This window comes from Acidobacteriota bacterium, from assembly GCA_016716905.1.
Taxonomy (GTDB): Bacteria; Acidobacteriota; Vicinamibacteria; order Vicinamibacterales; family SCN-69-37; genus SYFT01.
The window spans coordinates 526,192-551,262 of record JADJUS010000022.1; the positions used below are offsets into that span (position 1 = coordinate 526,192).

The 25,071-nt window shown below is 66.3% G+C and carries 13 protein-coding genes; 6 read left to right on the forward strand and 7 right to left on the reverse strand.

Annotated elements, in window-relative coordinates:
* Nucleotide 1: 1 nt before the first annotated feature.
* Nucleotides 2-4,279 (reverse strand): hypothetical protein, encoded by a 4,278-nt coding sequence (locus IPL75_18390; protein ID MBK9242168.1) that lies wholly within the window; start codon nt 4,277-4,279, stop codon nt 2-4.
* Nucleotides 4,280-4,417: 138 nt separating this feature from the next.
* On the opposite strand from IPL75_18390, the gene IPL75_18395 reads away from it, so the two are divergent.
* Nucleotides 4,418-5,869 (forward strand): glycosyltransferase family 4 protein, encoded by a 1,452-nt coding sequence (locus tag IPL75_18395; protein ID MBK9242169.1) that lies wholly within the window; start codon nt 4,418-4,420, stop codon nt 5,867-5,869.
* Nucleotides 5,866-8,421 carry a glycosyltransferase family 2 protein gene (locus tag IPL75_18400; GenBank protein ID MBK9242170.1) on the forward strand — a complete coding sequence of 852 codons (2,556 nt, stop codon included), beginning with the start codon at nt 5,866-5,868 and terminating at the stop codon, nt 8,419-8,421. The genes IPL75_18395 and IPL75_18400 overlap by 4 nt, the downstream gene beginning before the upstream one ends.
* Before the next feature lie 261 nt (nt 8,422-8,682).
* On the opposite strand, the gene IPL75_18405 is transcribed toward IPL75_18400, so the two are convergent.
* The 5 genes from IPL75_18405 to IPL75_18425 all read right to left on the reverse strand — a co-directional run bounded on the left by IPL75_18405 (nt 8,683) and on the right by IPL75_18425 (nt 19,044).
* Nucleotides 8,683-13,551, reverse strand: a complete 4,869-nt coding sequence (locus IPL75_18405; protein ID MBK9242171.1) for a BACON domain-containing protein — start codon at nt 13,549-13,551, stop codon at nt 8,683-8,685.
* Between the two features lie 63 nt (nt 13,552-13,614).
* Nucleotides 13,615-14,760: a hypothetical protein gene (locus IPL75_18410; protein MBK9242172.1), complete on the reverse strand. Its 1,146-nt coding sequence runs from the start codon at nt 14,758-14,760 to the stop codon at nt 13,615-13,617.
* A 140-nt stretch (nt 14,761-14,900) separates the two neighbouring features.
* Nucleotides 14,901-16,703: an SGNH/GDSL hydrolase family protein gene (locus IPL75_18415; GenBank protein ID MBK9242173.1), complete on the reverse strand. Its 1,803-nt coding sequence runs from the start codon at nt 16,701-16,703 to the stop codon at nt 14,901-14,903.
* Nucleotides 16,700-17,806: a hypothetical protein gene (locus IPL75_18420; protein MBK9242174.1), complete on the reverse strand. Its 1,107-nt coding sequence runs from the start codon at nt 17,804-17,806 to the stop codon at nt 16,700-16,702. Before IPL75_18420 ends, IPL75_18415 begins: the two co-directional genes overlap by 4 nt.
* 11 nt (nt 17,807-17,817) lie before the next feature.
* On the reverse strand, nt 17,818-19,044 hold the full coding sequence (locus IPL75_18425; GenBank protein ID MBK9242175.1) for an SGNH/GDSL hydrolase family protein: 1,227 nt from the start codon (nt 19,042-19,044) through the stop codon (nt 17,818-17,820).
* On the opposite strand from IPL75_18425, the gene IPL75_18430 reads away from it, so the two are divergent.
* Nucleotides 19,043-19,210, forward strand: a complete 168-nt coding sequence (locus tag IPL75_18430) for a hypothetical protein (GenBank protein ID MBK9242176.1) — start codon at nt 19,043-19,045, stop codon at nt 19,208-19,210. The two genes, IPL75_18425 and IPL75_18430, sit on opposite strands and share 2 nt — an antisense overlap.
* On the opposite strand, the gene IPL75_18435 is transcribed toward IPL75_18430, so the two are convergent.
* The gene (locus tag IPL75_18435) at nt 19,190-22,330 is read right to left on the reverse strand and encodes a hypothetical protein (GenBank protein MBK9242177.1); all 3,141 of its coding nucleotides are present in this window, start codon (nt 22,328-22,330) and stop codon (nt 19,190-19,192) included. The genes IPL75_18430 and IPL75_18435 overlap by 21 nt on opposite strands.
* Nucleotides 22,331-22,405: 75 nt before the next feature.
* Between IPL75_18435 and IPL75_18440 the strand changes: the two genes are divergently transcribed.
* From IPL75_18440 to IPL75_18450, 3 genes are read left to right on the forward strand one after another with little or no spacing between them, the layout of a single operon-like run.
* Complete coding sequence (locus tag IPL75_18440; protein ID MBK9242178.1) at nt 22,406-23,641, forward strand: class I SAM-dependent methyltransferase; 1,236 nt, start codon at nt 22,406-22,408, stop codon at nt 23,639-23,641.
* Nucleotides 23,641-24,174: a dTDP-4-dehydrorhamnose 3,5-epimerase gene (gene rfbC / locus IPL75_18445; GenBank protein MBK9242179.1), complete on the forward strand. Its 534-nt coding sequence runs from the start codon at nt 23,641-23,643 to the stop codon at nt 24,172-24,174. Before IPL75_18440 ends, rfbC begins: the two co-directional genes overlap by 1 nt.
* A gap of 10 nt (nt 24,175-24,184) precedes the next feature.
* Nucleotides 24,185-25,066 (forward strand): NAD-dependent epimerase/dehydratase family protein, encoded by an 882-nt coding sequence (locus IPL75_18450; GenBank protein ID MBK9242180.1) that lies wholly within the window; start codon nt 24,185-24,187, stop codon nt 25,064-25,066.
* Nucleotides 25,067-25,071: the final 5 nt, after the last annotated feature.

Consider the following 25,071-nt stretch of genomic DNA (forward strand, 5'->3'; position numbering starts at 1 on the left):
GCTATTTTTCTCCCACGATGACCGTGACGTCGATACGCTCGCCACCGCGAATAAACACCAGCGTGTACGCACCGACGTAGCCGGCGGGCGGCGTCCACCCAAACCGCGAGCCGTTCAGGGACGAGCCCACCGGCAGCGGCTGCAGCTTGTCGTCTGCCACCAGATACCCGGCGTCCACCGACGCCCCGAGCCACAACTCCAGGCGACCCAACTCCGGCAGGTTGACCACAAGCGCCCCGTCCTCATTTGTGCGGAGCGGCAGCCAGGGCGTGGAGAGGTCAAAACCCTTGCGGCCCCACACCCCGTCAGTGCCTGGGGGTTGCGCGTGCAGAGACTCGGCCGCGCCCAGGACGCGAGCAGGCGCTGCGCGCAGCGCGGCTTCAGTCGACGCGCTGTGCGCGTCGGCCGATCCGTTCAACACGATGAAGAAGCGCGACCCGATGCCTTCATTGCGCCCTGCCGAGTCCGTCACGCTCCACGCGATGGTGTGCAGTCCGTCGGCCAGTGTCGCCGTGTTGAACGTGTACGCCCCGATAGGCGCGCGCGCGGCATCCAGGTTCCGGAATCGCGTCGGATTGCTCGTGCGCGTGGTCCCTGGCGGCTGCGGCGTCGGGTTCCCGAAAATATTCGACACATCGTCATTGCAGTACAGGCCCGGCGGCACCGGATTGCCCACATCGCCACGGCACTGGTTGTAGGCCACGAGCGACACCGGTAGTCCGTCGATGAACACGGTCATCGTGGAGCCGTTGACCGGCACGAGAATGTCGGTGCCGTCGGCAATCGTGTTGCTGTCGGGTGTGATGGCCCAGCCAAAGTTGTTGAAGATGCCGCTGATCGTCTGCCCCTGGCCCGGCGTGTCGATCGCGCCAAACGGCTTGGCAATCGTGTCGTTGGCCATGGTGATCTGGGTCGGCGTATTGAAGCCGGGGTTGTTCGGGTCGAACGACCGGCCCAGCAATTTCTTGTTGCCAGCCTGGTCTGTTGCGATGGCGTAGAGCGTCAATACACCCTGTCCGCCAAACGGCTGGCTGTTGGGCACGTGCGGCAGCATCGGCGTCAGCATCAGATAGCCCCACCCGGCTCGCGTGTTGTTGGGATACGAGGGATACGCCGCCGCCACATCGGGCCGCGCGCCATCGAGGAACGCCGCGTCGCCGATGTACACCACGCTGTTACCCAGCACGTCCTGGCAATTGCCGGGCTCGAACGCCAGGCAGTTGCGATAAATCTGCACCGTGCTCACACCCACATCGTCGAGTGACCAGCCGGTGATGCCGATGGCGCCTTGCACACCGCCCGCCCCCTGCGCCGGCGTGTCGACCTGCCCAAACGGCGGCGCCGCCGCAGCGGTTGTGAAACTCCAGAAGGCCGTGGTGCTGCCGTCAGCGTAGGTTGTGCCGTTGCCGTTGATGGCACGCACGTGCCAGTAGTGCGAGGTACTGAGCGCCAGCGCGCCCAGCCCCACACTGGTATTCGCACCTGTGGACACCCAGCTCGCGTTGCACGTGTTGTTGTTGCTGGTGTCGTAGCAGTACTCGTAGCTCGTCGCCCCGCTGGCTGCAGCCCAGCTCAGCACCGGATTCGTCGGCTGCCCCGTGGCGCCGGTGCCTGGCGCGCTCTTGCCGAACGCGCCCGGAGGTGGCGGGGGCGCGGTGGTGAAACTCCAGAACGCCGTGGGGCTCCCTTCCGCATACGTGATGCCGCCGGTGGTGGCGCGTACATGCCAGTGGTATGTGGCGCCGGCCGTCAGCCCGCCCAGGCTCACACTGGTGTTTGCGCCTGTGGGCAGCCAACTCGTGTCGCACGCGTCGTTGTCGACCGTGTCGTAGCAGTACTCGTAACTCGTGGCCCCGGCGCTCGCGCCCCACGTCAGCATCGGGCTTGTGGACTGTCCAGTGGCGCCATTGGCCGGACTCGATTTGCCGAACGCACCATCAGTGCTTGCCACAAACAGGCCCCGGCCATGCGTGACGGCCACCAGGTTCGTGCCCATCCAGAACAACTCGTCCACAGAAACGTTTGCCGGTCCATCGTGTGGCACGGCCCACGTGGCACCGCTGTCTACGCTGGCGAAGATCCCCACCTCGGTGCCGGCATAAATCCAGCTGGTGTTGGTGGGGTGAATGGCGAGTGCATACACAGGCGCGGCGGGCAGTGCCGTGCCACCACTGCCGGTGACCTGTGTCCACGACGCGCCCAGATCGGTGGTCCGCCACACGTTGTTGGAGTTGAACCCGCCAAACGACGCGTACGCGATGTTTGAGTTGCCGGGGTCTACCACCACTCGTGTGGCGGTGCGGCCGGGCAGCGCCACCGCATTGCCATCCACCTTGGTCCAGGTGGGGCTCACTGCAGTGCCGTCGGTGGTCACATACACGTCGCCGTTGTTGTGCCCCACCCAGACGATGTCGGAGTTACCGGGGGCCACGGCGATGGTGTTGATGTTGCTGTTGCCTGTCGTGGGCGCCTTGATCACGGCCCACTGGGGCCCCGTGCCCTGGCCGGTGTTCTGATCACCCGGCGCCTTGACGTCGTTGGACCGCCACAACGAACGGCCGCCCACCAGCATGCGATTGGCGTTGTTGGGATCGAGCACCAGCGGCGGAATGAAGTTGATGGTCTTGTTCCACGCGTCGCTCAGGCAATGGGGCGCGGCCTTGCACGTGCCGAGGCTGTTTGAATAGCCGAAGATGTAGCGCGAACTGCTGCTGCCGCCAGTGGTGTTGCGGTGGACGTAGCCGTATTGCACTTCGCCGTAGAGGTAGTTGACGTCGGTGGGATCGGCCGCCGAGTAGCCGCCATCTCCCCCGAATGGCGTGGTCCAGGCATTGGCGCCTGTGGCCGGCCAGTAGATCACGGTGCTGTTGTCCTGCGTGCCGCCGATGATCTTGCCACTGGTGGTATTCCCACCCGCTCCGTAAAACTGCGTGATGCCCAGGTTGTTGTTGAGCGACACGAAGGTGCTGCCGGTGGTGATGTCGTCGTTCTTGAACACCCCCCCGTCGTTGCCGATGTAGACGCGTTTGTTTGTGGTGCCGTTGTAGCCGGGATCGCTCACGAACAAGTGGAAGTCCGTGTGAATGCCAGAGAGCTGCGTCTGATTGGTCGCAAATCCGTCCGTGCTGCGATACGCGTTGACGCCTGCCGCCACCACACGATCCGAATTGGTCGGGTCCACCCAGATCGTGTTGTCGTACCACCCCTGCGAACTGAGGTGCCCCGTAGTGCGCACGAGCGCGTAGCTCTGGCCGCCGTCCACACTCTTCCAGATCTGGCCGGAGGTTGACTGCTGGCTGAGGTGATCCACTGAGAGATACACCGTCGCAGGCGTCGCCGGGGCCACACCAATTTCCACGCGATTAAACGTCCCTGTGGGGCCCATGCCCGCAGCCGGCACCCACGACACACCGGCGTCGGTGGTGAAGTACGCGTTCGTGGCAAAGCCCGAGGCCACAGCGTTCACGCTGCTGCCGGGCAGGAACTTCACATCCACCACGTCTCTTCGGGTGGTGTTGGCGATCTGGTAGAAGTTGGTCCACGTCACACCCGCGTCGGTGCTGCGGTAGATGCCCACAGACGTGCCGGCCAGCAACGTCTGGCCGTCGGCGGAAAACGCCAGACGATTCACATAGTGGAAATTGGAACTGGTGGTGGAAGGCAGCTGAGCCCACGTCGTGCCGCCGTCCACCGACTTGAAGATGCCGGCGCCGCGGATGCGGTCGAAGTTGAAGAACCCTTCGCCTGTGCCCGCGTACATGACCGACGGGTTGCCGGGCTGGAACACGAGCGTGGTCACCGCCAGATTGGTCATGAAGTCATCAACAGGCGACCAGCTGCCGCCGCTGTTCGTGGTCTTCCAGATACCGCCGGCCACGCTGCCGATGAAGAGCGTGGACGTGGTGGTGGGATGCACCACCACCGCACGAACGCGCCCGCCCTTGTTGCCGGGCCCAAGCCACGTCCAGCCCTGCCGGCTGATGCCGGCCACCGACGACATGCCGGGGTCGGCCCTGAGCTGCGCGGCGCGCAAGCCTTCCACCTCGGCCTTGGCCCGCATCAGGCCTCCCGGGGCGATGGCGCCGTTTTCACCGGCCATCAACATGTGACGCCGGCTCGCGGCCGCCTGCGGGCCTTCGGTCTTTGGACCCGCAACGGTCGGCCCGCTCACCCTCGGCCTCACGGTCGGCGGCCCGGCCATCAGCGACACCAAGCCGGCCACGGCCACCACGGACGCCAGCGCCCGACTCCACGCGAACTGATTCTTCTGAAACGCCATTGTCAACCCTCAGGCTTGCGTACGCCGCATCGTGCCATGTGATGCACTTTCCATGCCGCCGCCCGATCGCCGCTCGCGTGGTACCTGCGCGCGACGAGCTGCTCCTGGGCACGCCTGAAGTACACTTCCGTGCGATACATGACGCCCGACTCGCCCGATCCGGTACGCGCGCTCGCCGACCTGCAGGCGGCCTACGACCGGCTCGCCACAGAGGCAGAGGCGCTGCGGCTTGAGGCCGGCGACACCACGCGCGCCCTGCTCCGCGTGATCGACGAACAACGCGCCGCCCTCGAAGACGCCACCGGCATGGCCGCCACCAGGGCCGCCATTGCGGCCAGCAATTCGGGCCGGTTGCTGCGGGTGATGGCGGGGGTGCGGCGGCGTGTGCGGGCCGCGCGCATGCATGCGCGCCGCCAGAAGGCGATGCGGGCCGCCGGCCGTCGCGTGCTGCAAGTGCCCGCCGCGGTGATGTCGGCACCGATCGGCGTCAACTGCTCGGGCTACCTCAACGCCGAAAGCGGCATGGGCGAAGCAGCACGGTGTGCGCTGCGCGCGCTGTCGCGCGCGGGTGTGCCGTTTGCGCTCAACAACGTCAAGGGACCGCAACGCGCGGCCGACACCACCTTCACCGACTTCACCACCGAACATCCGCATCCGTTCAACCTGGTGCACCTCAACGCCGACAACATGGCGTGGTTTGCCGACGAACGCGGCGCCGGCTACTTCAAGGACCGGTACACGATCGGCTACTGGTTCTGGGAGCTCGCGCAGTTCCGGTCCGACTGGTTGCACGCCTTCCAACTGGTCGATGAGGTGTGGGTGGCCAGCGAGTTCAGCCGCGTCGCCATTGGCGCGGATGCGCCGGTGCCGGTCGTGCACATGCCGCTCGGCATTGAGGCTCCCGTGCCGGGGCCGTACGGCCGCGCGCATTTTGGCCTGCCGGAAGCGCCGTACATCTTCCTCTACACGTTTGATGTGTCGAGTCAGATGGAACGTAAGAACCCGATGGGCGCGTTGCGCGCGTTCCGCCAGTCTGGCTTCAAGCGACACGAAGCGGTGTTGCTGCTCAAATTCACCAACGGGCACGCCGACCGCGCGGCCGTGCGTCGTCTGGCCGAGGCGGCCTCTGGACTCAACGTCATCATGCTCGACGTGGCGCTGTCGCGGGCCGAACAAAACGCGCTGATGCAGTGCACCGACGCGTGCCTCTCGCTGCACCGCGCCGAGGGGTTCGGCATGACGATTGCTGAGCAGATGCTGCTGGGCCGGCCGGCAATTGCCACCAACTACTCAGGCAACGTGGACTTCATGACGCCCGACGTGTCGCGGCTGGTCAACGCGCCCATGGTTTCTCTCACGCGCGACTACGGCCCGTACCTGCGCGGGTTCTCGTGGGCCGATCCAGACACTGCGGAAGCCGCGAAGTACATGGTGGAACTGGTGCGCACACCGGGACTCTCCGCCGACCTGGGCGCACGCGGCCGGGCGCACGTACAGCGGGTGTTGGACCCGGCGCGCACCGCCGATTTGATGCTGACGCGACTGCGGCAAATCCAGGCCGGCCAGATTCGGGTGGAAGGACGCGCATGAGCCTGCCGCCCGACCAGGATCCACTCGCCGCGCTTCAGGCCACGCGCCAGGAACTGCGCCGCGCCGGTCGCCGCGCCACCGAAGCGCTGGATGAAGCGCAACAGGTGCGGCAGCGGCAGTTTGACGCGCTCGAAGAACTGCGCGACTCGCCCGAACGTCGTTTGTGGCTCCGCGGCCGGCGCACGTTGCTCGCGCCGGTACGCGCGCTGCGCCACCCGCTCAGGGCGCTTCGCGGCGCGGGCCACCGCGTCCTCACGGCCTCACGCCTCCATCGCCTCGGCCCACTCGCCGAACACGCGGCCTGGACGAGCGTCCCGCTGCGCGCCCACCCACCGGCGCAACAGCACACCGACCAGCCGTCGCTCTCTGACGCCCTGCGATGGATGGGCCCGGTGGACGTGCGTGGCGTTCGCCGCCATGCGCTTCTCGCACACCCGACCTCCACGATCACCTGGCGTCTGCCTGTCAGCCGGCCCGCCACACTCGTGGTCTCGTGCGCCCTCGTGCCGGAAGTCGCCACGCAGAATCGCCACGGCGTGGTGTTCAGCGTCGCCGTGCGAGTTCCCGGCGGTACAACGCCGCTGACCACCGAATTGCTGGTGCGTCCCAGTGTGTACGGCGCCGATCAGTATTGGCGTTCGCTCAGGATCGACATCCCCGGCAGTGCCGAAGGCGAAACCGAAATTTCGGTGACCACGTCGCTGCCCGAACACGGCGCGCCGGACTTCGCATGGGCCTTGGTCGGCGAGCCGCGCCTGCTGTGGCGGCGCAGCCCTTCTGAAATCGCGAGCCGGGTCAAAGGGTTGCTGCGCCGTGACGGGCTGCGCGGCCTCGTCGCGCGCGCCCGCCAGGCGGGTCCGGCTGAGATCCAGGCCGACTACCGGCGCTGGGTCGCCGACCATACACTCACGAACGACGACCTCGCGCGGCTCACAGCCGAAGGTGAGGCATTCGCCCAGCACCCGACATTCAGCATCATCACGCCCGTCTACAACACGGAAACCCGATGGCTGCGCGCGTGCATCGACTCGGTACTCGCGCAGGTCTATCCGCACTGGCAACTGTGTCTGGTAGACGACGCCTCGACGTCGGCCGAGACGGTGCGGGTGCTTGAGGAGTACAGCACACGCGACCCGCGAATCACGGTGGTGCGCCTGGCGGAGAACGGTCACATTTCGCGGGCGTCCAACGCCGGCCTTGACGTGGCCACGGGCACGTTCGTGGCGCTGCTCGACCACGACGACACGCTCTCACCCGACGCCCTGCTCGAGATGGCGAGGGCCATCAACGCCTCGCCGGATCTGGACTTCCTGTACAGCGACGAAGACAAACTCGACGAAACCGGCGCGCGGTGCGACCCCTATTTCAAGCCCGACTGGTCGCCCGAACACTTCCTCAACTTCATGTACACGAACCACCTGATGGTGCTGCGGCGCTCGGTGGTGGAGCAGGCCGGCAGGTTTCGTGTGGGATACGAAGGGTCGCAGGATTTTGATCTGGCGCTGCGCGTGATCACACACAGCTCCCGGGTGGGGCATGTGCCGCACGTGTTGTACCACTGGAGGAAAATCGCGGCGTCCACCGCAGCCGACGCCGGCGCCAAACCCTGGGCACTCGACGCTGCGCGCCGTGCCCTCAAGGAACATATCGCCCGCACCGAACCCGACAGCCAGGTGCTCGACTCCTACGCGCCGGGCCTGTTCCGCGTGAAGCGCCCCATTCGCGGCAACCCGCTTGTGTCGCTCGTGGTCACCACCGACGACCGCAGCCGCAACCTCAACGGCCGGATGGTCGCCCTGCTCCCGCACCTGCTGCAAAGCATCCTGCAAAAGACCAAATACTCAAACTACGAGATCGTCGTCATCGACAACGGACAGCTGTCGGACGCCACGCGCGACGTGCTCGCGGACATCCCGCACCGGCGGGTGTCCTACACGATTGAGGGCGCGTTCAACTTCGCGCACAAGCTCAACTTCTCCATGCGCCACGCGCGGGGCGAACACGCGGTCATCCTCAACGACGACATCGAAGTCATCTCGTCCGAATGGTTGTCAGCCATGCTCGAGTACTCGCAGGATCCGGCGATTGGCGCCGTCGGCGCGCGGCTGCTCTATCCCGACGGGCGGCTGCAGCACATCGGTATGGTGCTCGGCGTGTGCGGCGTGGCCGCGCACGCGTTCCATCAGGCGCCGGGCCACAGTTCCGGCTATGCGGGCTCCGCACTGGGCCCGCGCAACTACTCCGCCGTCACCGGCGCATGTTTGATGACCCGCAAGGCGGTGTTCGATGAGGTGGGCGGGTTCAACGAACAACTCGCGATTGACTTCAACGACGTGGACTATTGCCTGCGCCTCCGCCGCGCCGGCTACCGCATCGTCTATACGCCGCACGCGGAGTTGTATCACCTGGAGTCGGGCAGCATTTCCGATCGCACATGGAACCCGGCCGAAACGCGCCTGATGGAGGCCACGTGGGCCGACGTCATCGCGCGCGATCCGTACTACAACCCGAACCTCACGCGCGCGTTCCCTGACTATCGATTGCCGGGGTGAGGCAGATCTTTCCGGAAAGTGCTTTTCACCATGAAGAGCATGAAGATCCATGAAGAGCGCAGGGTTGGGGGCCCGGCTACGCCGGGGCCGCACGATCGAAGGGAAGCCACAAACGAACGTAGGTCGTGGTGGTCCCCTACGCTCGTTTGTGGCTTCCCTTCGATCGCGCGTGCCGCCGAAGGCGGCACCCAACCCGGCGCCTTTCTGACACCCCCGTGAATTCCTTCATGGAACTTCATGGAGCTTCATGGTGAAGCTTCTTTAGCGCACCGAAACGACGGTGGCGCGCGAGGCTTCCCAGCGCGCGGTGCGCTGGTTCCAGACGTAGGCCGTCACTTCGTAGCGGCCGGGCGTCAGCGTGGCCGTGAACTCGAACCCGGCGTGGCTGAAGCGCGCGCCGGCCGTGCGTGCGGCGTCGGGACGCTGCACGCCGAGGGTGGCCTCGCCCAGGAAGACCGGCGACGAGGGAGCGTCATCGCCGAGGCGGCGCGCCCACACGTGCACGGCGTCCACGCCGGCGCCGATGGCGCTGCCCGGATCCACCGCCCAGCCGCTGATCGTGACACCGCGGCCCGTCCACCCGCCCGTGGATGGCGCATCCAGGTGCATGCGCACCTCAGACTCGCCTTCCTTCGGCGTGCGCGACTCAATGGTCACGAGCACGTCGATCCGTTCGTCGCCGCGCAGGAAGACCAGCGCATAGTTACCGACCAGGCCCGGCCCAGGCGCCCAGGTGAAGTTTGCGCCCTGCAGGCTCGACCCTGGAGGCAACGCCCGGAGCGTGCCGTTGGCAGAGAGGTACGCCCGATCCACCGGCGCGCCCAGCCACAGGTCCAGCCGGCCCATCTCGGGCAACAGCACGCGGCGTTCACCGGCGCTGTCGAGCGGCATCGCCTGCCAGGCCTGTCGCGGGTCAAATCCGGTGCGGCCCCACACGGCCTCGGTGCCGACCGGCGTCGAATCGAGGTCGGTGGCCATCATGCGCGCCGACGTATCCTCGGCGCCGGCAAACGTGAGTGACGACGAGAGGGGCGCGCCGTTGGAGACGGTGAAGAAGCGCGAGCCCACACCTTCGCTGCGGCCGGCCGAGTCCACCACCGACCAGCTGATGGTGTGGAGTCCGTTCGTCAGAGTGTTGGTGTTGAGCACATACGAGCCGATGGCACCGCGCTGCACATCGAGGTTGCGGAAGCGCGTCGGGTTCGACGTGCGCGTGGTGTTCAGCGGCTGCGGCGTCGTGTTGCCAAAGAGATTGGCAATGTCGTCGTTGCAGTAGAGCCCGGCGGGCACGGGATTGCCCACGCTGCCGCGGCACTGGTTGAAGGTCACGGGGCCTTTGAGGAGGCCGTCGACGTAGACGTTCACCGTGGACCCGTTGATCGGAATCTGGATGTCGCCACCATCGTTGATCAGGTTGGTGTCTGGCGTCAGCGCCCAGCCGAAGACGGCGTAGACGCCGCCGATGGTCTGGCCCTGTGCCGGCGTGTCGAGCATGCCGAAGGGTTTGGCAATCGTGTCGTTGGCCAGCGTGATACTGGTCGGCGTGTTGAACGCCGGGTCACTCGGCACGAACGAACGGCCCAGCAGCTTCTTGTTGCCGCTGTTATCCGTGGCCACGGCATACAGCGTCAGCGCCCCCTGGCCACCGAGCATGAGCTGCGACGGCACGTGCGGCAGCATGTTCGTCAGCACCTGCACACCCCAACCCGCGCGATTCGCGTTGGGATAGAACGGGAAAGCGGCTTCCACGTCAGGGCGCGCGCCCTGCAGGAAGACGGCCTGCCCCACAAGCACCACGTTGTTGCCCAGCACCAGTTGGCAATTGCCCTGCGGTTCAAACGCGAGGCAGTTCCGATACACGGTCACGCTCGACACCAGCGTGTCGTCAAGCGCCCATCCTGTGATGGCGATGGCGCCCTGCACGCCAGTGGCGCTTTGCGCCGGTGAATCCACCTGGCCAAACGGATCGGCCGGCGCCGGGCCCGCGGCCACGGCCAGACTGACCGGCAGCGTTGCCGGCGAATTCACGGCACCTGGCGCAGTCACGACGATGCTGCCGCTCAGCGAAGTCTGCGAACCGATGACGTCGGACGGATTGATGACGGTGACCGAGAACTGGCCGTTCCCCGTGCCCGACCCACCGGTGACCTGCAGCCACGGCACCGTACTCGCCGCGGTCCACGCGAAGGGCGTGCCCGTGAACGTGACCGGCACCACCTGCGGCAGGAAACCACCGATGGTGGCACCGGACTTGACGATGGTGAACGCGAGGTTCGTGGGAAGGGCGACGCCGTTGGCGGTACCGCCGCCAAAGATGGGCCCGGGCGTGTCGGAGGCACTCAGGCTGATGCGCTGGACGTAGTTCGCGGCGTAGTTGACCGCCATCGAGATGCCGAACTGGCCACCCTCACCCACCGCCATGTCGGGACTGTACGTACCCGTCGTCGCGGCCGGCGTGGACAGCTGAGTGAACGGCCCGAGTTGCACCGCGCCCATGGCGTCAAGCACGGCGCCGTCAAAGTTCGGGCACGTGTCATTCGGACACCCGCCACTGCTCTGAAAGGCCATCAACACCCGGCGCGAAATCGCGTCGTAGATGCCCATCGGCTCGTCTTCGCTACGGGACGTGCCCGCCAGCGTGTAGACGCCGGCCGGCATGGTGCCGACCGTGCCGGTCGCAGACGACACGAAGCGCGCCTGCACATCGCGCCCTCCGCCCACGGGAAACGAGGTCCAGGCCACCATGAAGCCGTCGCGCTCTGGGAGAAATACCGGAATCGCGTGGATCGTGAAGCCCGACCCTACGGTCAACATATTGGTCAGCAGGGCGCCGGTTGTTCCGTCCACCACCTTGGCCCATAGACCGAGAATTTCCTGCTGAGGCGACGGACTGGCCGGTGACACACCTTCGTAGGCCACCATGATGCGATTGGTTTCCCAGTCCACCGCCAGGCGCGCGTGGTTCTGGGTCCAGTTCCCGTTGCTCACATTGACGATGCCGCCCGACGGCGTGCCGTCCACATTAAAGAACCGCAATTCGACGTCGGTCTCGGCGTTGCCCGAATACACGCGCCCCCAGGCCGCCACGAACTTCCGGGTGAACGGGTTAAAGACGATGTCGTTGGGAATTTCGTACGAGCCTTCAGACGCGAGGAACGCGTTGCCCACCAGGGCCCCGCCCGTGCCGGTAAAGCTCACGCGCTGGATCCACGCGCTGGGAGGCCCGTCAAACTGTTTGCCGCGGTCCGTCGCGTACATCACGAAGAACACGTCATCCGCCGTGTCGTTTGAGTACGCCACCATGGGGTCGTTCGCGTAGGCGATGCCGGCCTGCGACGAGATGACAAACGCATTGCCGACGGTTGCGCCGGCCGCATTGACGAACCGGCCCTTGACGCCACCGGCCACGCGGTCGTCATAGACCATCAAATAGACGTCGTGCCGCGCCGCATAGGCGATCCCGTGTTGCACCGAGAGGCCCGTGTGCACCTGGGTGGCAGACAGAATGGTGACGGCGCCGCCCGAGGGCGCCACGGTCAGGCTGACCGGCACAGTCACCGGGGAGTTGGGCGCGCCTGGCGCGGACAGCGTCACCGTGCCATTCAGAGACGTCTGCGCGCCGATCACGTCGCCAGGATTGATGATCGTCACGCTGAACTGGCCGTTGCCGTTGCCGGAGCCGGAGCCAACTTGCAACCACGGTGTGGACGTGGTCGCCGTCCATGCCACGGGCGAGGTTCCAAACGAGACGCCGACGTTCTGCGGCGTAAAGCCGCTGATGGTTGCGCCGTTCTTGTTGATCGTAAACGCGAGGCTCGAGGGCGACGCCGACACGTTGGGCGACGGCCCGCCACCACCAAAGATGGGGCCAGGCGTGCCGGCTGCCGGCCAGCTCGCACGCTGAACCCAGTTCGAGTTGTATCCGGCGGCCATCGAAAAGCCGAACTGTCCGCCCTCACCCACCGCCACGTCGGGGCTGTAGGTGCCGGTCGTCGAGGCCGGCGTTGACAGTTGGGTGAATGGACCGCTCTGCACCGCACCCATCGCGTCAAGCACAGCGCCGTCAAAGTTGGGGCAGGTATCGTTTGGACACCCGCCGCTGCTCTGGAACGCCATCAGCACCTTGCGCGAGATCGCGTCGTAGATGCCCATCGGCTCGTCTTCACTCCGGGCGGTGCCCGCCAGCGTGTAGACGCCGGCCGGCATGGTGCCCACCGTGCCGGTGGCCGACGAGACAAAACGCGCCTGCACGTCGCGCAGAGGATTAAACGCCGTCCACGCCACCATGAACCCGTCGCGCTCGGGCAGAAACACCGGGACCGCGTGAAGCGCGAAACCGGACTGCACGGTCAACATGCCGGTCAGCAGGGCGCCGGTGGATCCGTCCACAACCTTGCCCCACAGGCCCAGAATTTCCTGCTGGGGTGACGGGCTCGCCGGCGACACGCCCTCGTAGGCCACCATGATGCGATTGGTTTCCCAGTCCACGGCCAGGCGGGCGTGATTCTGGGTCCAGCTCCCATTGCTCACATTGATGGCGCCGGACGCTGCAGTGCCGTTGGCATTAAAAAACCGTACTTCGACGTCGGTTTCGGCGCTTCCGCCATACACGCGTCCCCAGGCCGCCACGAACTGCTGCGTGACCGGGTTGTAGACGATGTCGTTGGGGATCTCGTACGTGCCCTGAGACGCCAGAAACGCATTGCCCACAAGCGCCCCGCCCGTGCCGGTGAAGCTCACACGCTGGATCCACGCACTGGGCGGCCCGTCAAACCCTTTGCCGCGGTCCGTCGCGTACATGACAAAAAACACATCGTCGGCCGTATCGTGCGAGTACGCCACCATGGGGTCGTTTGCGTAGGCGACGCCGGCCTGCGACCCAATCACGAACGCATTGCCGACGGCGGTGCCAGCCGCGTTGACAAAGCGGCCCCAGACGCCACCGGCATTGCGGTCGTCATAGACCATCAGGTAGACGTCGTGCCGCGCCGCATACGCGATGCCGTGCTGCACCGAGAGCCCCGAGTGCACCTGGGTCGCAGACTGGATGTTCAGTTGGGCCGCGGCAGGCTGCCCGATGATCAGCAGACCGAGGAAAAAGGAAGCAATGAGGGCAATCCGTCGGTACATAAATTCAGACTCCGGTCGGCGGTGTATCGGCATCTAGGAGGTCAAACATTACGAGGGCGGCCTTCACAGGCCCGTTTGGCGAGACCGGCGGGCGGCCGCAGCGGTCACGGCAACGGCAGCGGCCAGGCGCACGGCCTCGTCCTCACTGGTCAGGCGCTGCACGATCTCGGCCGTGGCGCCCAGGTCCAGACGCGCCGCCACAGCCAGCCATCGCTCGCGCAGTTGACTCGACCCGTCGCGCACCCACGTGCGTACCCGGGGCAGGACCGACGATGCGGCGCCGAGGGTCGCGAGAATCTCGGCCGCGCGCAGAGCCTCGTGCTCGGCGCCGATGTTCACAAGGCTGACCAGCTCCGGTGTTCCGGACGGTTCTTTCCGTTCCGCGCGACCCTGTGCCAGCGTCAGCCGATCGGAGACCGGCAACTGCCCCTGAATTGGCGCGAGAACCTGAACGCTCTCTGGGTCGCCGTGGCGAGCGAGCCCGACCAGAATCTGATTGCGCGCACCGGGATAGGTCAGCCGGCCTTCGGCCGACAGCCGTCGCCAGATCGCCAGCGCTTCGGGCCCGGGGATGGCCTGCAGCGTGGCGAGCGCGGTAATGAGCGTCGCCCTGTCTTGACTCACCAGCATGGGCTCCAGCAACCGAACGCGCGAGGCCGGCGGCAATTCAGACCAACTCGCCGCTTCGACCGCGCTCGAGCCGGTGATGGCAGCTTCCCACCCGTTGGGCAGCGCGGCCGGCTGTTCGCCCATGACCCGCCGCAGCACCCACAATCGCGCGCGGTCCATCGCGTGGCCCTGGGTGCCGCGGGTGACCGCGTCGAGGAACTCCGTGCAGCCCGCGTCAGCCGACGTCCGCACGACCACCGCGCAAGCCGTGAGGCGGATGTCGTTGGCGGCGCTGGCCCCCTGGCTGATCCCCGAGCTGATCAATGACATCCGCGCAGTGCGGTCGCCCAGGAACGGCAGCCGGGTCACGGCCACGAGTGGTGTCTTCGGTGCGAGCGCCAGTTCAACTGCGGCCGCCACGGTTGCCGGTTCGGCAGGCAGCCTGTCAAGAATGGCCCACGCATCGTCGTTTCGGCCGGCTGCGGCCGCCGCTCGTACGTCCGCCACGGTGGCCTGAGCCGCCGCTTGAACCGATGCGCTGGCGAATGCCGTGGGACTGGCGGCCAGGGTCAGCAGGCAGCCCACCACCAGTTGTTTCATGACATCTATTCTAGCGGGTTTGCCTGGACTGGACCTGCAGCGCGGTCACTCACAAACGCGGTCCAACAAGTCCTCGGCCTTGAGGAACAGGCCGAGCTACGTCCCGGCTTGATCTCCCCGTGCGTAGCTCGGCCTGTTCCTCAAGGCCGAGGCCCTTTCAACGCCGCGTACCAATCAGCCAGGTAATCGGCCATGAATTGGTGGCCGGCGGCCGACCAATGGCAGTCGGCGCGCAGGTAGAGGGCCGGGGCGTCCGCGGGCCGCGTGCGCAGGAAATCGCGCATGGCGGCAGATGGGTCGAGGAGTTCGAACTTGTGCTCCTGAGCCACCGCGCGGAGCCAGGCCTGGATGCCTGAATCGGGGGGCAGGAGCCGATCGTCGCCCAACCCCACGAGCGGGCGGGAGACCGGACATTCGGCGGATGACACCTGGAAGGAGTTGGGGACGTACAGCACGACCAGTCGCCCTCCATCTGCGGCCACGTCCTCGGCAAACAAGCGCAGCTTCTGCGCCGTTTTTGCCGCGGCCAGTTTCTGGTCGTCGGTCCAGCGTTCGAGCGGCCGAATGCCCGGCCAAAAACCTGTCTCGCCGATCTGCCGTGCACGGGGAGAGAGACGTTCCATCGGCTCGGTCAGGAGGGCGTCCGCTTCATCCGGAGACAGAATGGCCTCGCCGGCTGTCTTCCTTGCGAGGGCCACCGCACTGGTGAGATCGAGCCCGCCCGCCTTCTCTCCAAGTCCGGAGACAGAACGCTTCACGGAGGCCAGTTCGAGCCGGTTGGCCATCTCACCGGCCAGGCGCATGGTGCGGAGGTGCGAGTACCAGACCCACCACGGTTCAACCGGCACATCGAAGTAGTCGGGGCGTCCGTCGGGTCGCATCACCGCGCGAAACGTCCGCTCCTCGTCACCGGTCGTCCAGAGATCGTTCCAGAAGAAGAACAAGACCACGGTGCGTGGCTGCAGCCGGCGGCCCGCCTTCAAGTACCAATTCCATTCGAGCAGCGGTGACCAGCCTCGCACGCCCTGGCTGACCACTGTTGCGTTCACCGACCTCGCGGCCAGCGTCTGCGGCAGGCGCGCGCCCAACGTCTGGTCCCACGGAAGCTGCCGCGCCTCCACCATGCTGTCGCCGATGATCAGGAGATCCACGGGCGCCGGGGGCACTTCCGGCCCGCGAGTGCCGAAACCGTTCGTCTCAATCAGCGTCGGAGGGAACTCGTCCAGGGCTGCCGGCTGATTGATGTATGCCGACCGCGGCGGAATGATGTGGTGGAACTGCCTGACCGCGCTCGCATCACCGACCTCGATCACGCTGTCGCCGATATGCAACACGCGGATGGCGGCTTCGGCCACGGCAAAGCTCAGCATCGTGCTCATGGTGATCGCCACCATGTTTCCGTAGATGTGGGAACGTCCGTAACGCGCGACCGCGAGGGTTGCCGCGGCCACACAGGCCATCACTGCGGAGACCCCGGCCCCAAACGGCGTCAGCCCCGAGACCAGGCCGCCAAGACTGAGTGCCCAGAGACCGACCGCGATGCCAATCAGAACACTTCGCGCGATCCGTCCCGTGCCTGGCACGGATGGCCACGGCCCGGCGCACCAGGCGCCCGACCACGCCGCCATGACGCAGAGCACGAACAGCCGCAGCGCTGAAGCCTGCTGTGTCCACCAGAGTGCGTTTGTGGCCGTGAGCACAGCCACGACCGCCCACGGCGCGACGATCGCGACCACCCGCAGGCGCGTGCGGGCGCGCGTGAGCGGGGATGGTATGAGCAGGGATAGCAGCGCGAGGGCGACAACGACACCGCCGCCGGCGAGGACGCCGCGATACAGCGCCGAGAATGGACCCAGTCGCCAGTACAGCGCCGCATACGTTGCCGCCAGCGTTGCGACGGCAATCACATGAACCAGCGACGGACGGTTGGCCTCTGCGGTCACGGCCGTGGCAACTCCGCAGGCAGATTGAGCATCCCACTGCTCCGAAGAAACACGAGCAGTGCGTCGGCGACGGCTGAGTGGCCACGAGGGGAGAGGTGGGCCGTGGTGCGAAGGAATATTCCGGCCGCATCCGGTTGCCGGGCCAGGTCCGGCTGGATATCGCGCACCGGAATGCCGAGAGGCGTCAGCGCCTCCTGGAAACGACGGGACGCGCCATTCCGATCCATCTCGCCGCCCGCCTCTTTCACGATCGCGCGCAGGTTGCTGAAATCTTCATCGTTGACCTGCAGCCGCGCCGGCATCAGCACGATGCCGGTTTGCGCGCCGACGGCACGGGCGCGGCCGGCGATTTTCTCGAACGCGCGCCGGCTCACCTCGAGCCCGTGCTGCACCACTGGCGGCGGATCGGTCAGGTACGTCGCCAGCGGGCGCTCGGGCGTCCCGGTCGCCACCCGGCTGCGCAACTGGTCCCATCGCACACGCGCGAGCTGCAGCACCGCGCTCGATCGCACGACGCGCCGGATGTTTGTCACCGCGGGCTGAGTCGGTCGAATCCGGCGCCCGGCTTCAAGCGACGCCTCACCGTCGGCGGCTTCGATCGCGTCGTTGCCCACGTAGGCCACGACCAGCACGATGTCGGGTTCAAACTGGGCGGCCACCTTGTCGAAAAACAACCAGTAGTCCACCGGACCGTAGCCCTGGACACCGCCGTTGATCACCCGCCAGCGCGTGCCGCCTGCCCCTTCGTTGAGCTGCCGTTCCAATTGCTCGCAGAACGTCTGCGTCTGTGCCACCTGCACCGAGAGGACCAACGAGTCGCCCAACACCACAATCCGTCGCTCGCCCGGGGCCTTGGCTCCGATCGGCTCATCGTCACGCACCCCCTGGTCGTTGATGGCGATGTCAGTGGTGAATTCGACGGTGGAATAGCTGATGCGGGCGTTCGGCCGCAGGCGAACGCCCACCTGCGGGTCGTCCATGAAGAGCGTCCGGAACTCCGACGAGCTCTCGAACGCGCCCCAGGTGCGCAATCCCGCTTCCAGTGCGGCAAATTCCAGAACCAGAATGACGCCGACAAGGGCGGCGCGTCGAAGGAAGAACATCAATGGAGAGACTACCGCGAGGGCAGGCCTTCACGCGAGAGCCACGCCGCGATAATGCCGGCCGCCATCTTGTGACCGCGGCCATTCCAGTGCCCGTCCACGGGCGCGCCGGTCATCTGCTCGCCGGCTTCAACGGCCGCATCCACGGCTTCACCAATACCCGGGATGAAGCGCACACCGGCACGGCGGCACACGTCAGCCCGCGACCAGAACGAGAAGAACTCTTCCGACCTCACGGAAAACGCCACGACGGGCACGCCTGCGCGCCGCCGGATCATCGTCAGCAACTCCACCGTGGCGTCGGTGGCACGTTTGACGTCGGGATCGTCCGCCTGCAGCGACGCTTCGATGGAACCGGCCGAGCGCGAGCGGAAAAACAACAGGTTGGCGTTGAGCAGACGCAGGAGATAGGAGTGACGTACCAGCCGGTACAACGCGCCCCAGTCGCGGTTCTCGGGAAAACGTTGCACCACCTGCCCTTGCTCCCAATAGGGCCGTGTCATCTGGTTGTTGTTGGTGGTGCTGCGCGACTCGATGGCGTGTGAATTATTGATGAGGTCGTTCGGGTGCATCTGCAGCAGCACGAGGTCAGGCTTCACGCGATCGATGACCTGGTCCAGCAGCATGTATTCCTGGAGCGTGCCGTAGCCGGCGGCGCCGATGGCAAAGAACTCGATGTCCGGACGCGCGGCCGCGAGGTGATGGTAGTACGCCTCGCCGTCGGAAACCATCACGGCTTCGGTAAACGAATCGCCAACGGCGAGCACTTTCAGTTTGGCCGAATTGGGATCACCGAACAGCCGGAAGCCGCCCTGCACGGTGGAATAGCGGACTCGCCCGAAGCCCGGAACGTCGCGGTCCATCGCGACGTGTTCCACCGGCCGCCAGCCGATACCGGCGGCAATCTCACGGTCCGGTGGATTGACCCAGTCTGAGACGCCGAACCAGAGGCGCAGACCGCCTTCGGCCAGCCCAAGCGCAAACACGACCGCGGCCAGTGAGAGCAGCATCTGCCGCCAGGGCGCGGCGCCACGCTTGATGAGCAGCAGCGCGCCGGCGCCGAGCGCGACGACGTCGAAGAGGCCGAGCAGGATTCGACTAGTGGGGTTGGTGACCCGGCCGGCGCGTGTGAGCCACGCGCCGAGCACCCATTCGTTGGCGACGAGTGCGGCGGCGATCAGCAGCGCGCCGACGGCCGCGAACGGCCACCCCGCACGCATGAGTGGCGGGCGCCGCATGGTGCCTCACTATACCATCCGGCCTGCGGCCGAGGTTCTCGCGCTTGAAGAACAGCGCGAGCTACGTGCGATCGGCGCGAGCTACGTACGACGCGGGCGCGGTGCGGCGTACGACGCGGGCGCGCGACGCGGACCCGGCGGTGCGTCAGCGGCGGGTGACGTGTAACGGCCGGCCGACGGTGACGATCACGGTGATGCGCTCGCCGCGGCGGAGGAACGCCAGTTCATACGCGCCGGCGTATCCCGCCGGTGGCATCCAGGCGAACTGCGCGCCCGCGAGTGACGAGCCCGTGGGCAGCGGTTGCAGCGTGCCGCCCGCCACGAGATAACCGGCATCCACCGGCGCACCAAGCCACAGTTCCAGGCGCCCCAGTTCCGGCAGGCGCACCGTATAGGTCCGCGTGGCATTGGCGCGCATCGCTATCCAGGCGGTCTCCATGTCGAAGCCCGTCCGGCCCCACACGCCGCCCGTGCCAACGCGATGCCGGCCCAGCATCGCGGTTGGCCCGACGACGCGTGCGGGTGCTGCACGCAGCGCGGCATCGCGTGCCGCACCAGGCACGGCGTTGAGCACATTAAAGAACCGTGAGCCGATGCCTTCATTCCGCCCCGCCGAGTCGGACACGCTCCAGGCGATGGTGTGCAAGCCGTCTGTCAGCGTGCTGGTGTCGAACGTGTACGCGCCGATCGGTGCGCTTGCACTATCGAGGTTCCGGAACAGAGTGGGATTCGACGTGCGCGTGGTTGTTGGCGGCTGCGGAGACGGATTGCCGAAAATGTTCGACACATCGTCATTGCAGTACACACCGATCGGCACCGGGTTCCCGACCGTGCCACGACACTGGTCGTAGGCCACAAGCGAGACGGGCAGGCCATCAATAAACACGGTCATAGTGGACCCGTTGGCCGGAATGCGAATGTCGGTGCCGTCAACAATCGCATTCATGTCGGGCGTAATCGCCCAGCCGAAGTTGTTGAAGATGCCGCTGATCGTCTCGCCCTGCCCTGGCGTATCAATGGCGCCGAACGGCTTCGCGATGGAGTCGTTGGCCATCGTGATGAGCGTGGGCGTTGCATACTCGGTGCTCGCCGGATTCGAAGACCGGCCCAGCAGAGTGCGGTTACCTTCAATGTCGGTGGCCACTGCGTAGAGGGTCAGTGGCCCCTGTCCCCCATACGCCTGCGCATTCGGCACATGCGGCAGCAGTGGCGTGAGCATGAGATAGCCCCACCCTGCGCGCGTGTTCATCGGATAGTTCGGGAAGGCGGCCGCCACGTCGGGACGCGCCCCATCGAGAAATGCCGCATCGCCGATGTAGACCACGCTGTTGCCCAGCACCGTCTGGCAGTTGGCTTGCAGTTCGAACGCGAAGCAGTTGCGGAAGACCTGCACGGTGGCGACGCCGACGTTGTCGAGAGACCATCCGGTGACACCGATCGCGCCCTGCACACCAGCCGCGTTTTGCACGGGCGTGTCCACCTGGCCGAACGCCGGAACTGCCGCCCCTGTGCTGAAGCTCCAGAAGGCGGTGGCGCTGTCTTCAGCGTAGGTGGTGCCATTCACGCTGAGGGCGCGCACGTGCCAGTAGTACGCAGTATTGAGGTTCAGGGCTACCAGCCCCACGGTCGTGCTGGTGCCCGTTGAAGTCCACGTCGTGTCGCAGATGTTGTTGTTCACCGTGTCGCGGCAGTACTCGTAGCTGGTGGCTCCGCTGCTTGCCCCCCAACTCAACGTGGGAATCGTGGACTGCCCGGTCGAGCCGTTCGGCGGGCTCAGTTTGCTGAAGGCCCCGGGTCCGGACGCCTGTTGGGTGATGCTCACCGACTGTCCGGCCACTGTCAGGGTGGCAAAGCGGGCCACGCCCGAGGGTCCCACGGCATACGACGCACCGCCCGAACCGCTCGACGACGACCCACTGGTGATGGTGGCGACCGATGTGTCGCTCGACACCGAGTTCCAGCCGCATCCACTTGCGGTCGTCACCGACACCGAGCCGCTCCCGCCGTCAGGTCCCACCACGATGGCGTTTGAGCTGAGGACAAAGCTGCAGGCGCTGTTGCGGAAATTGGCGGCCGGCACCGACGTCAGGTTGAGTGCCGCCGCATTGTTTTCGGTGGGCGTGCCGGCCACGACTGCGGACCCCGGAAACGGGACATTTGGCGATGAGAACACGGCCAATCGCGGACACGTGCCGCCGGTGGCGCAGTCGTACGCCATGACGGTGCGGGCAAACCCCGGCACGGTATAGCCGTAGGCGTAGTCAAAGGCCGGGAGGGAGCCGGCATTGGGGCGATCGTGCTGCAGGCCGATGTTGTGGCCGACCTCGTGCGCCAGAGACAGGTTGCCGTTTGCGCAGCCGAGCGCGATGGTCACGTTGAACGCGCTGGTGTGAAAAAACGTGCTCACCGACGACGGCCCCATGAGATATCCCACGCCGCACACGTCTGTGGCATTGGTCAGGAGCGACACCACGTCGGCCTTGTAGGTGTCGCGCAGGCCATGCACCTCGTCCATGTAGCCGTCACTCACCGAGCGCAGTCGCGACAAGTCGGTGCTTGACGTGCCCGACTCCGTATACCCCACCTCACCGAGATACACGAGGCGATAGCGATGCACCACGGCCGAGTTCGACAAGGCCAGATTCGCATTGTTCACGGCGGCAATCGCTTCGGCCTGGATCTGTGCGGTGCCACCAAGCGTCACGCGTGCTGACGGCGTGTAGACGACGAGCAGGTCCACCAACGCATTGGAATCCTCAACGGTGGCGGCGGCGCTGCGCGACACCGGTGGAGTGCCTCCGGCCACTTCGATGGGGTCGCCATCGCGAGGCATCGCGTCAAGATCCACTTCCACGAGTTCGTGAAACGACGAGTTGGCGAGCCGGCCGATCCGGAACAGGCGGCCGTCAAACACGATGCGACCCACGAGGATGTCGCCGACCACGGTGAAGGACATGTCGCCGTCGATCGGGCGACCAGCCGCGGAGGTGGCGACGATTGGTCCTGCCGCGAAAAATCCACGGCCCTGGGCTTCGAAGTGGCGAAGGCGCGCGATGACGTCAACGCCCGGGAGCGAGATCTGCACATCCGACCCGCGACGGCCCGCCTGCTCCAGGTCGGCCATCCTCGGCCGGACCACCAATGCGGGCCGCTGCAGGTTCCCGCCCGTCGCAATTCTCTCAAGGACCTGCACGGGCCGGCCCTGCTGCGCAGACACGGTCAGGAGGGGTGTCAGCGCAACCGCAACCAATGCGGCGAGGAGAACCTTGAACGACGGACGCAGCATTGGCAAATACCCCTGCTGGTATCATGCGACCGGCACATGGCTGGCGAAGTACCTTTTGGCACAGGTGGGAGCACCATGCCCCCTGAATCATTGCGCTGCCGGGCCTGTGGCGCGGCCCACTTTCATCCCGTCCTGTCGCTGGGCCAGACGCCGCTGGCCAATGCGTTGCTGAGCGAGGCGGATTTGGCGAACCCCGAGCCGGTGTACCCGCTCGACGTGGTCCTGTGCCGCGCCTGCACCCTGGTCCAAATCACGCTGAGCGTGCCGCCTGAGCGCCTGTTTTCGGACTACGCGTATTTTTCGTCGTTCTCGGACGCGTGGGTGGCGCACGCGCAGCGGCTGGCCGTGAGCCTGATCGAAAGCCGGGGCCTCACAAACGAGAGCCTGGTGGTGGAAGTGGCGAGCAACGACGGCTACCTGCTGCAGCACTACCAGCGCGCGGGCATCCCGGTGCTTGGCATCGAACCGGCAGAAAACATTGCGCGCATCGCCGAGTCGCGCGGCATCAACTCCATCGTGCAGTTCTTCGGTCCCGACCTCGCGCAGGACCTGCGCGCGTCAGGCCTGCTGGCCCAGGTTATCCATGCCAACAACGTGCTGGCGCACGTGCCCGATCTGACCGGGGTTGTCCGCGGCTTCCACACGCTGCTGGCGCCGGGCGGCGTGGTGGTGGTGGAAGCGCCGTACGTGCGCGACATGATCGACCACGGCGAGTTCGACACGATTTACCACGAACATCTCTGTTACTTCTCGCTCACGGCGCTCGTCGGCCTCTTCGCGGCGCAGGGCCTGACCACGGTGGGCGTGGAGCGTTTGCCCACGCATGGCGGATCGTTGCGGATCTTCGCGGAGCGGACAGAAGACCAGCCGGTGGTGGGCCCAAGTGTTGACCTGCTGCTGAGAGAAGAAGCGGCCTGGGGCATCGGGCAGCCGGAGCGCTACGACACATTCGGCGCGGATGCCGCACGGATTCGCCGGGATCTCGTCGCGTTCGTGGCCGAGAGCCGTGCCGCCGGCCGTCGGATCGCCGCCTACGGTGCTGCGGCGAAGGGCGCCACGATGCTCAACTACGCGGGCCTCACCTCACGCGACATCGACTTCGTGGTGGATCGCAACACCTACAAACACGGCCGGTTCATGCCAGGCGCACATGTGCCGATTCTGCCAGTGGAAGCGTTGCTCGATTGGCAGCCCGACGACACGCTGCTGCTCACCTGGAATTTTGCGGACGAGATTCTGGAACAACAGGCGGAGTACCGCCGCCGTGGCGGACGTTTTGTCATCGCCGTGCCGCGTCTGGAGATTCGATAGTGAAATTCATCGAACAGAAGATCGCAGGCCTCGTGGTGGTGGAATCCGACGTCTTCCCTGATGCCAGGGGATCGCTGACGCGCGCCTGGGTGCCGCAGGAATTTCGTGACCATGGGTTGTCGGTGGACGTCACTCAAGGCCTCATGGCCTTCAACCATCGTCGCGGCACCATTCGCGGGATGCACTATCAGGCGGCGCCCTTTGGTGAACATAAGGCCACGCGCGTGACCCGGGGCGCGGTGTTTGATGTGGCCGTGGACCTGCGGCCCGAGTCGCCCACGTACTGCCAGTGGTTCGGTATCGAATTGTCTGCCGACAATCGGCGGTTGCTCTACATCCCGCCGGGCTTTGCCCATGGTTACCAGACACTGGCCGACGACACGGAATTGTTCTACATGGTGTCGGGTGAGTACTCCCCCGCCCATCAGCGTGGGGTCAGATACAACGACCCCGCGTTCGGCATCAGCTGGCCACTTGGCGCGCCGACGGTGATTCACGAACGCGACGCCGCCTACCCGGATTTTGTGCGCTGAGGCAGGCACCGTGCGCGTCCTTGTCACCGGCGGTTCGGGTTACATCGGCCGCCCCGTTGTCGCGGCACTGATCGCGAGCGGGCAGGAGGTACACGTCGTCTCGCGTCGTCGCGATGCGGTGCCTGGCGCCACGGTGCATCACGGCCATCTGCTTGAGTCGGGCACACCTCAGGCCGTGATTGCGAAGGCTCGTCCACACGCGGTGCTGCACATCGCGTGGGAGGCCACACCGGGCGTTTACTGGACGTCCCACGACAACCCACGCTGGCTGGATGCCACAGTGGCCCTGGCGCGGGCCGCGCGTGACCACGGCGCCACGAGGTTCGTGGGCGTCGGGTCGAGCGCCGAATACGACTGGACGGCCGGACACTGCGACGAAGTGGGCACGCCACTGGTGCCGGCCACGCCGTACGGACGCGCGAAGCTCGCGGCGTGCGTGGCAGTCTCGGCGATGAACCAGCCGGGATTCTCCACCGCGTGGGGTCGCGTGTTCTTCCTGTTCGGCGGCGACGAACACCCGTCGCGGCTTGTGCCGTCGGTGGCGCTCGCGATTGGGCGCGGCGAACCGGCGCGCTGCTCTCACGGTGAGCAGCAGCGCGATTTCCTGCACGTGGACGATGTCGCCGGCGCATTGGTTGCGCTGCTGAGGTCGGACGTCACAGGCGCGGTCAACATCGCGTCGGGGGACGCACACCAGGTGCGCGAGGTGATCGAGGGCCTGGCCACGCGGCTCGGCCGGCCAGACCTGGTGCACCTGGGCGCCATCGAGGCGCAAGGCCCGCTGGTGCTCACGGCCGGCGCGCGGCGGCTTCGCGACGAGGTGGGCTGGCGCCCTCGCCTGTCGTTCGACGACGCGCTCGACAAAGCGGCGGAGTACTGGCAATCGCGTTGATGGCG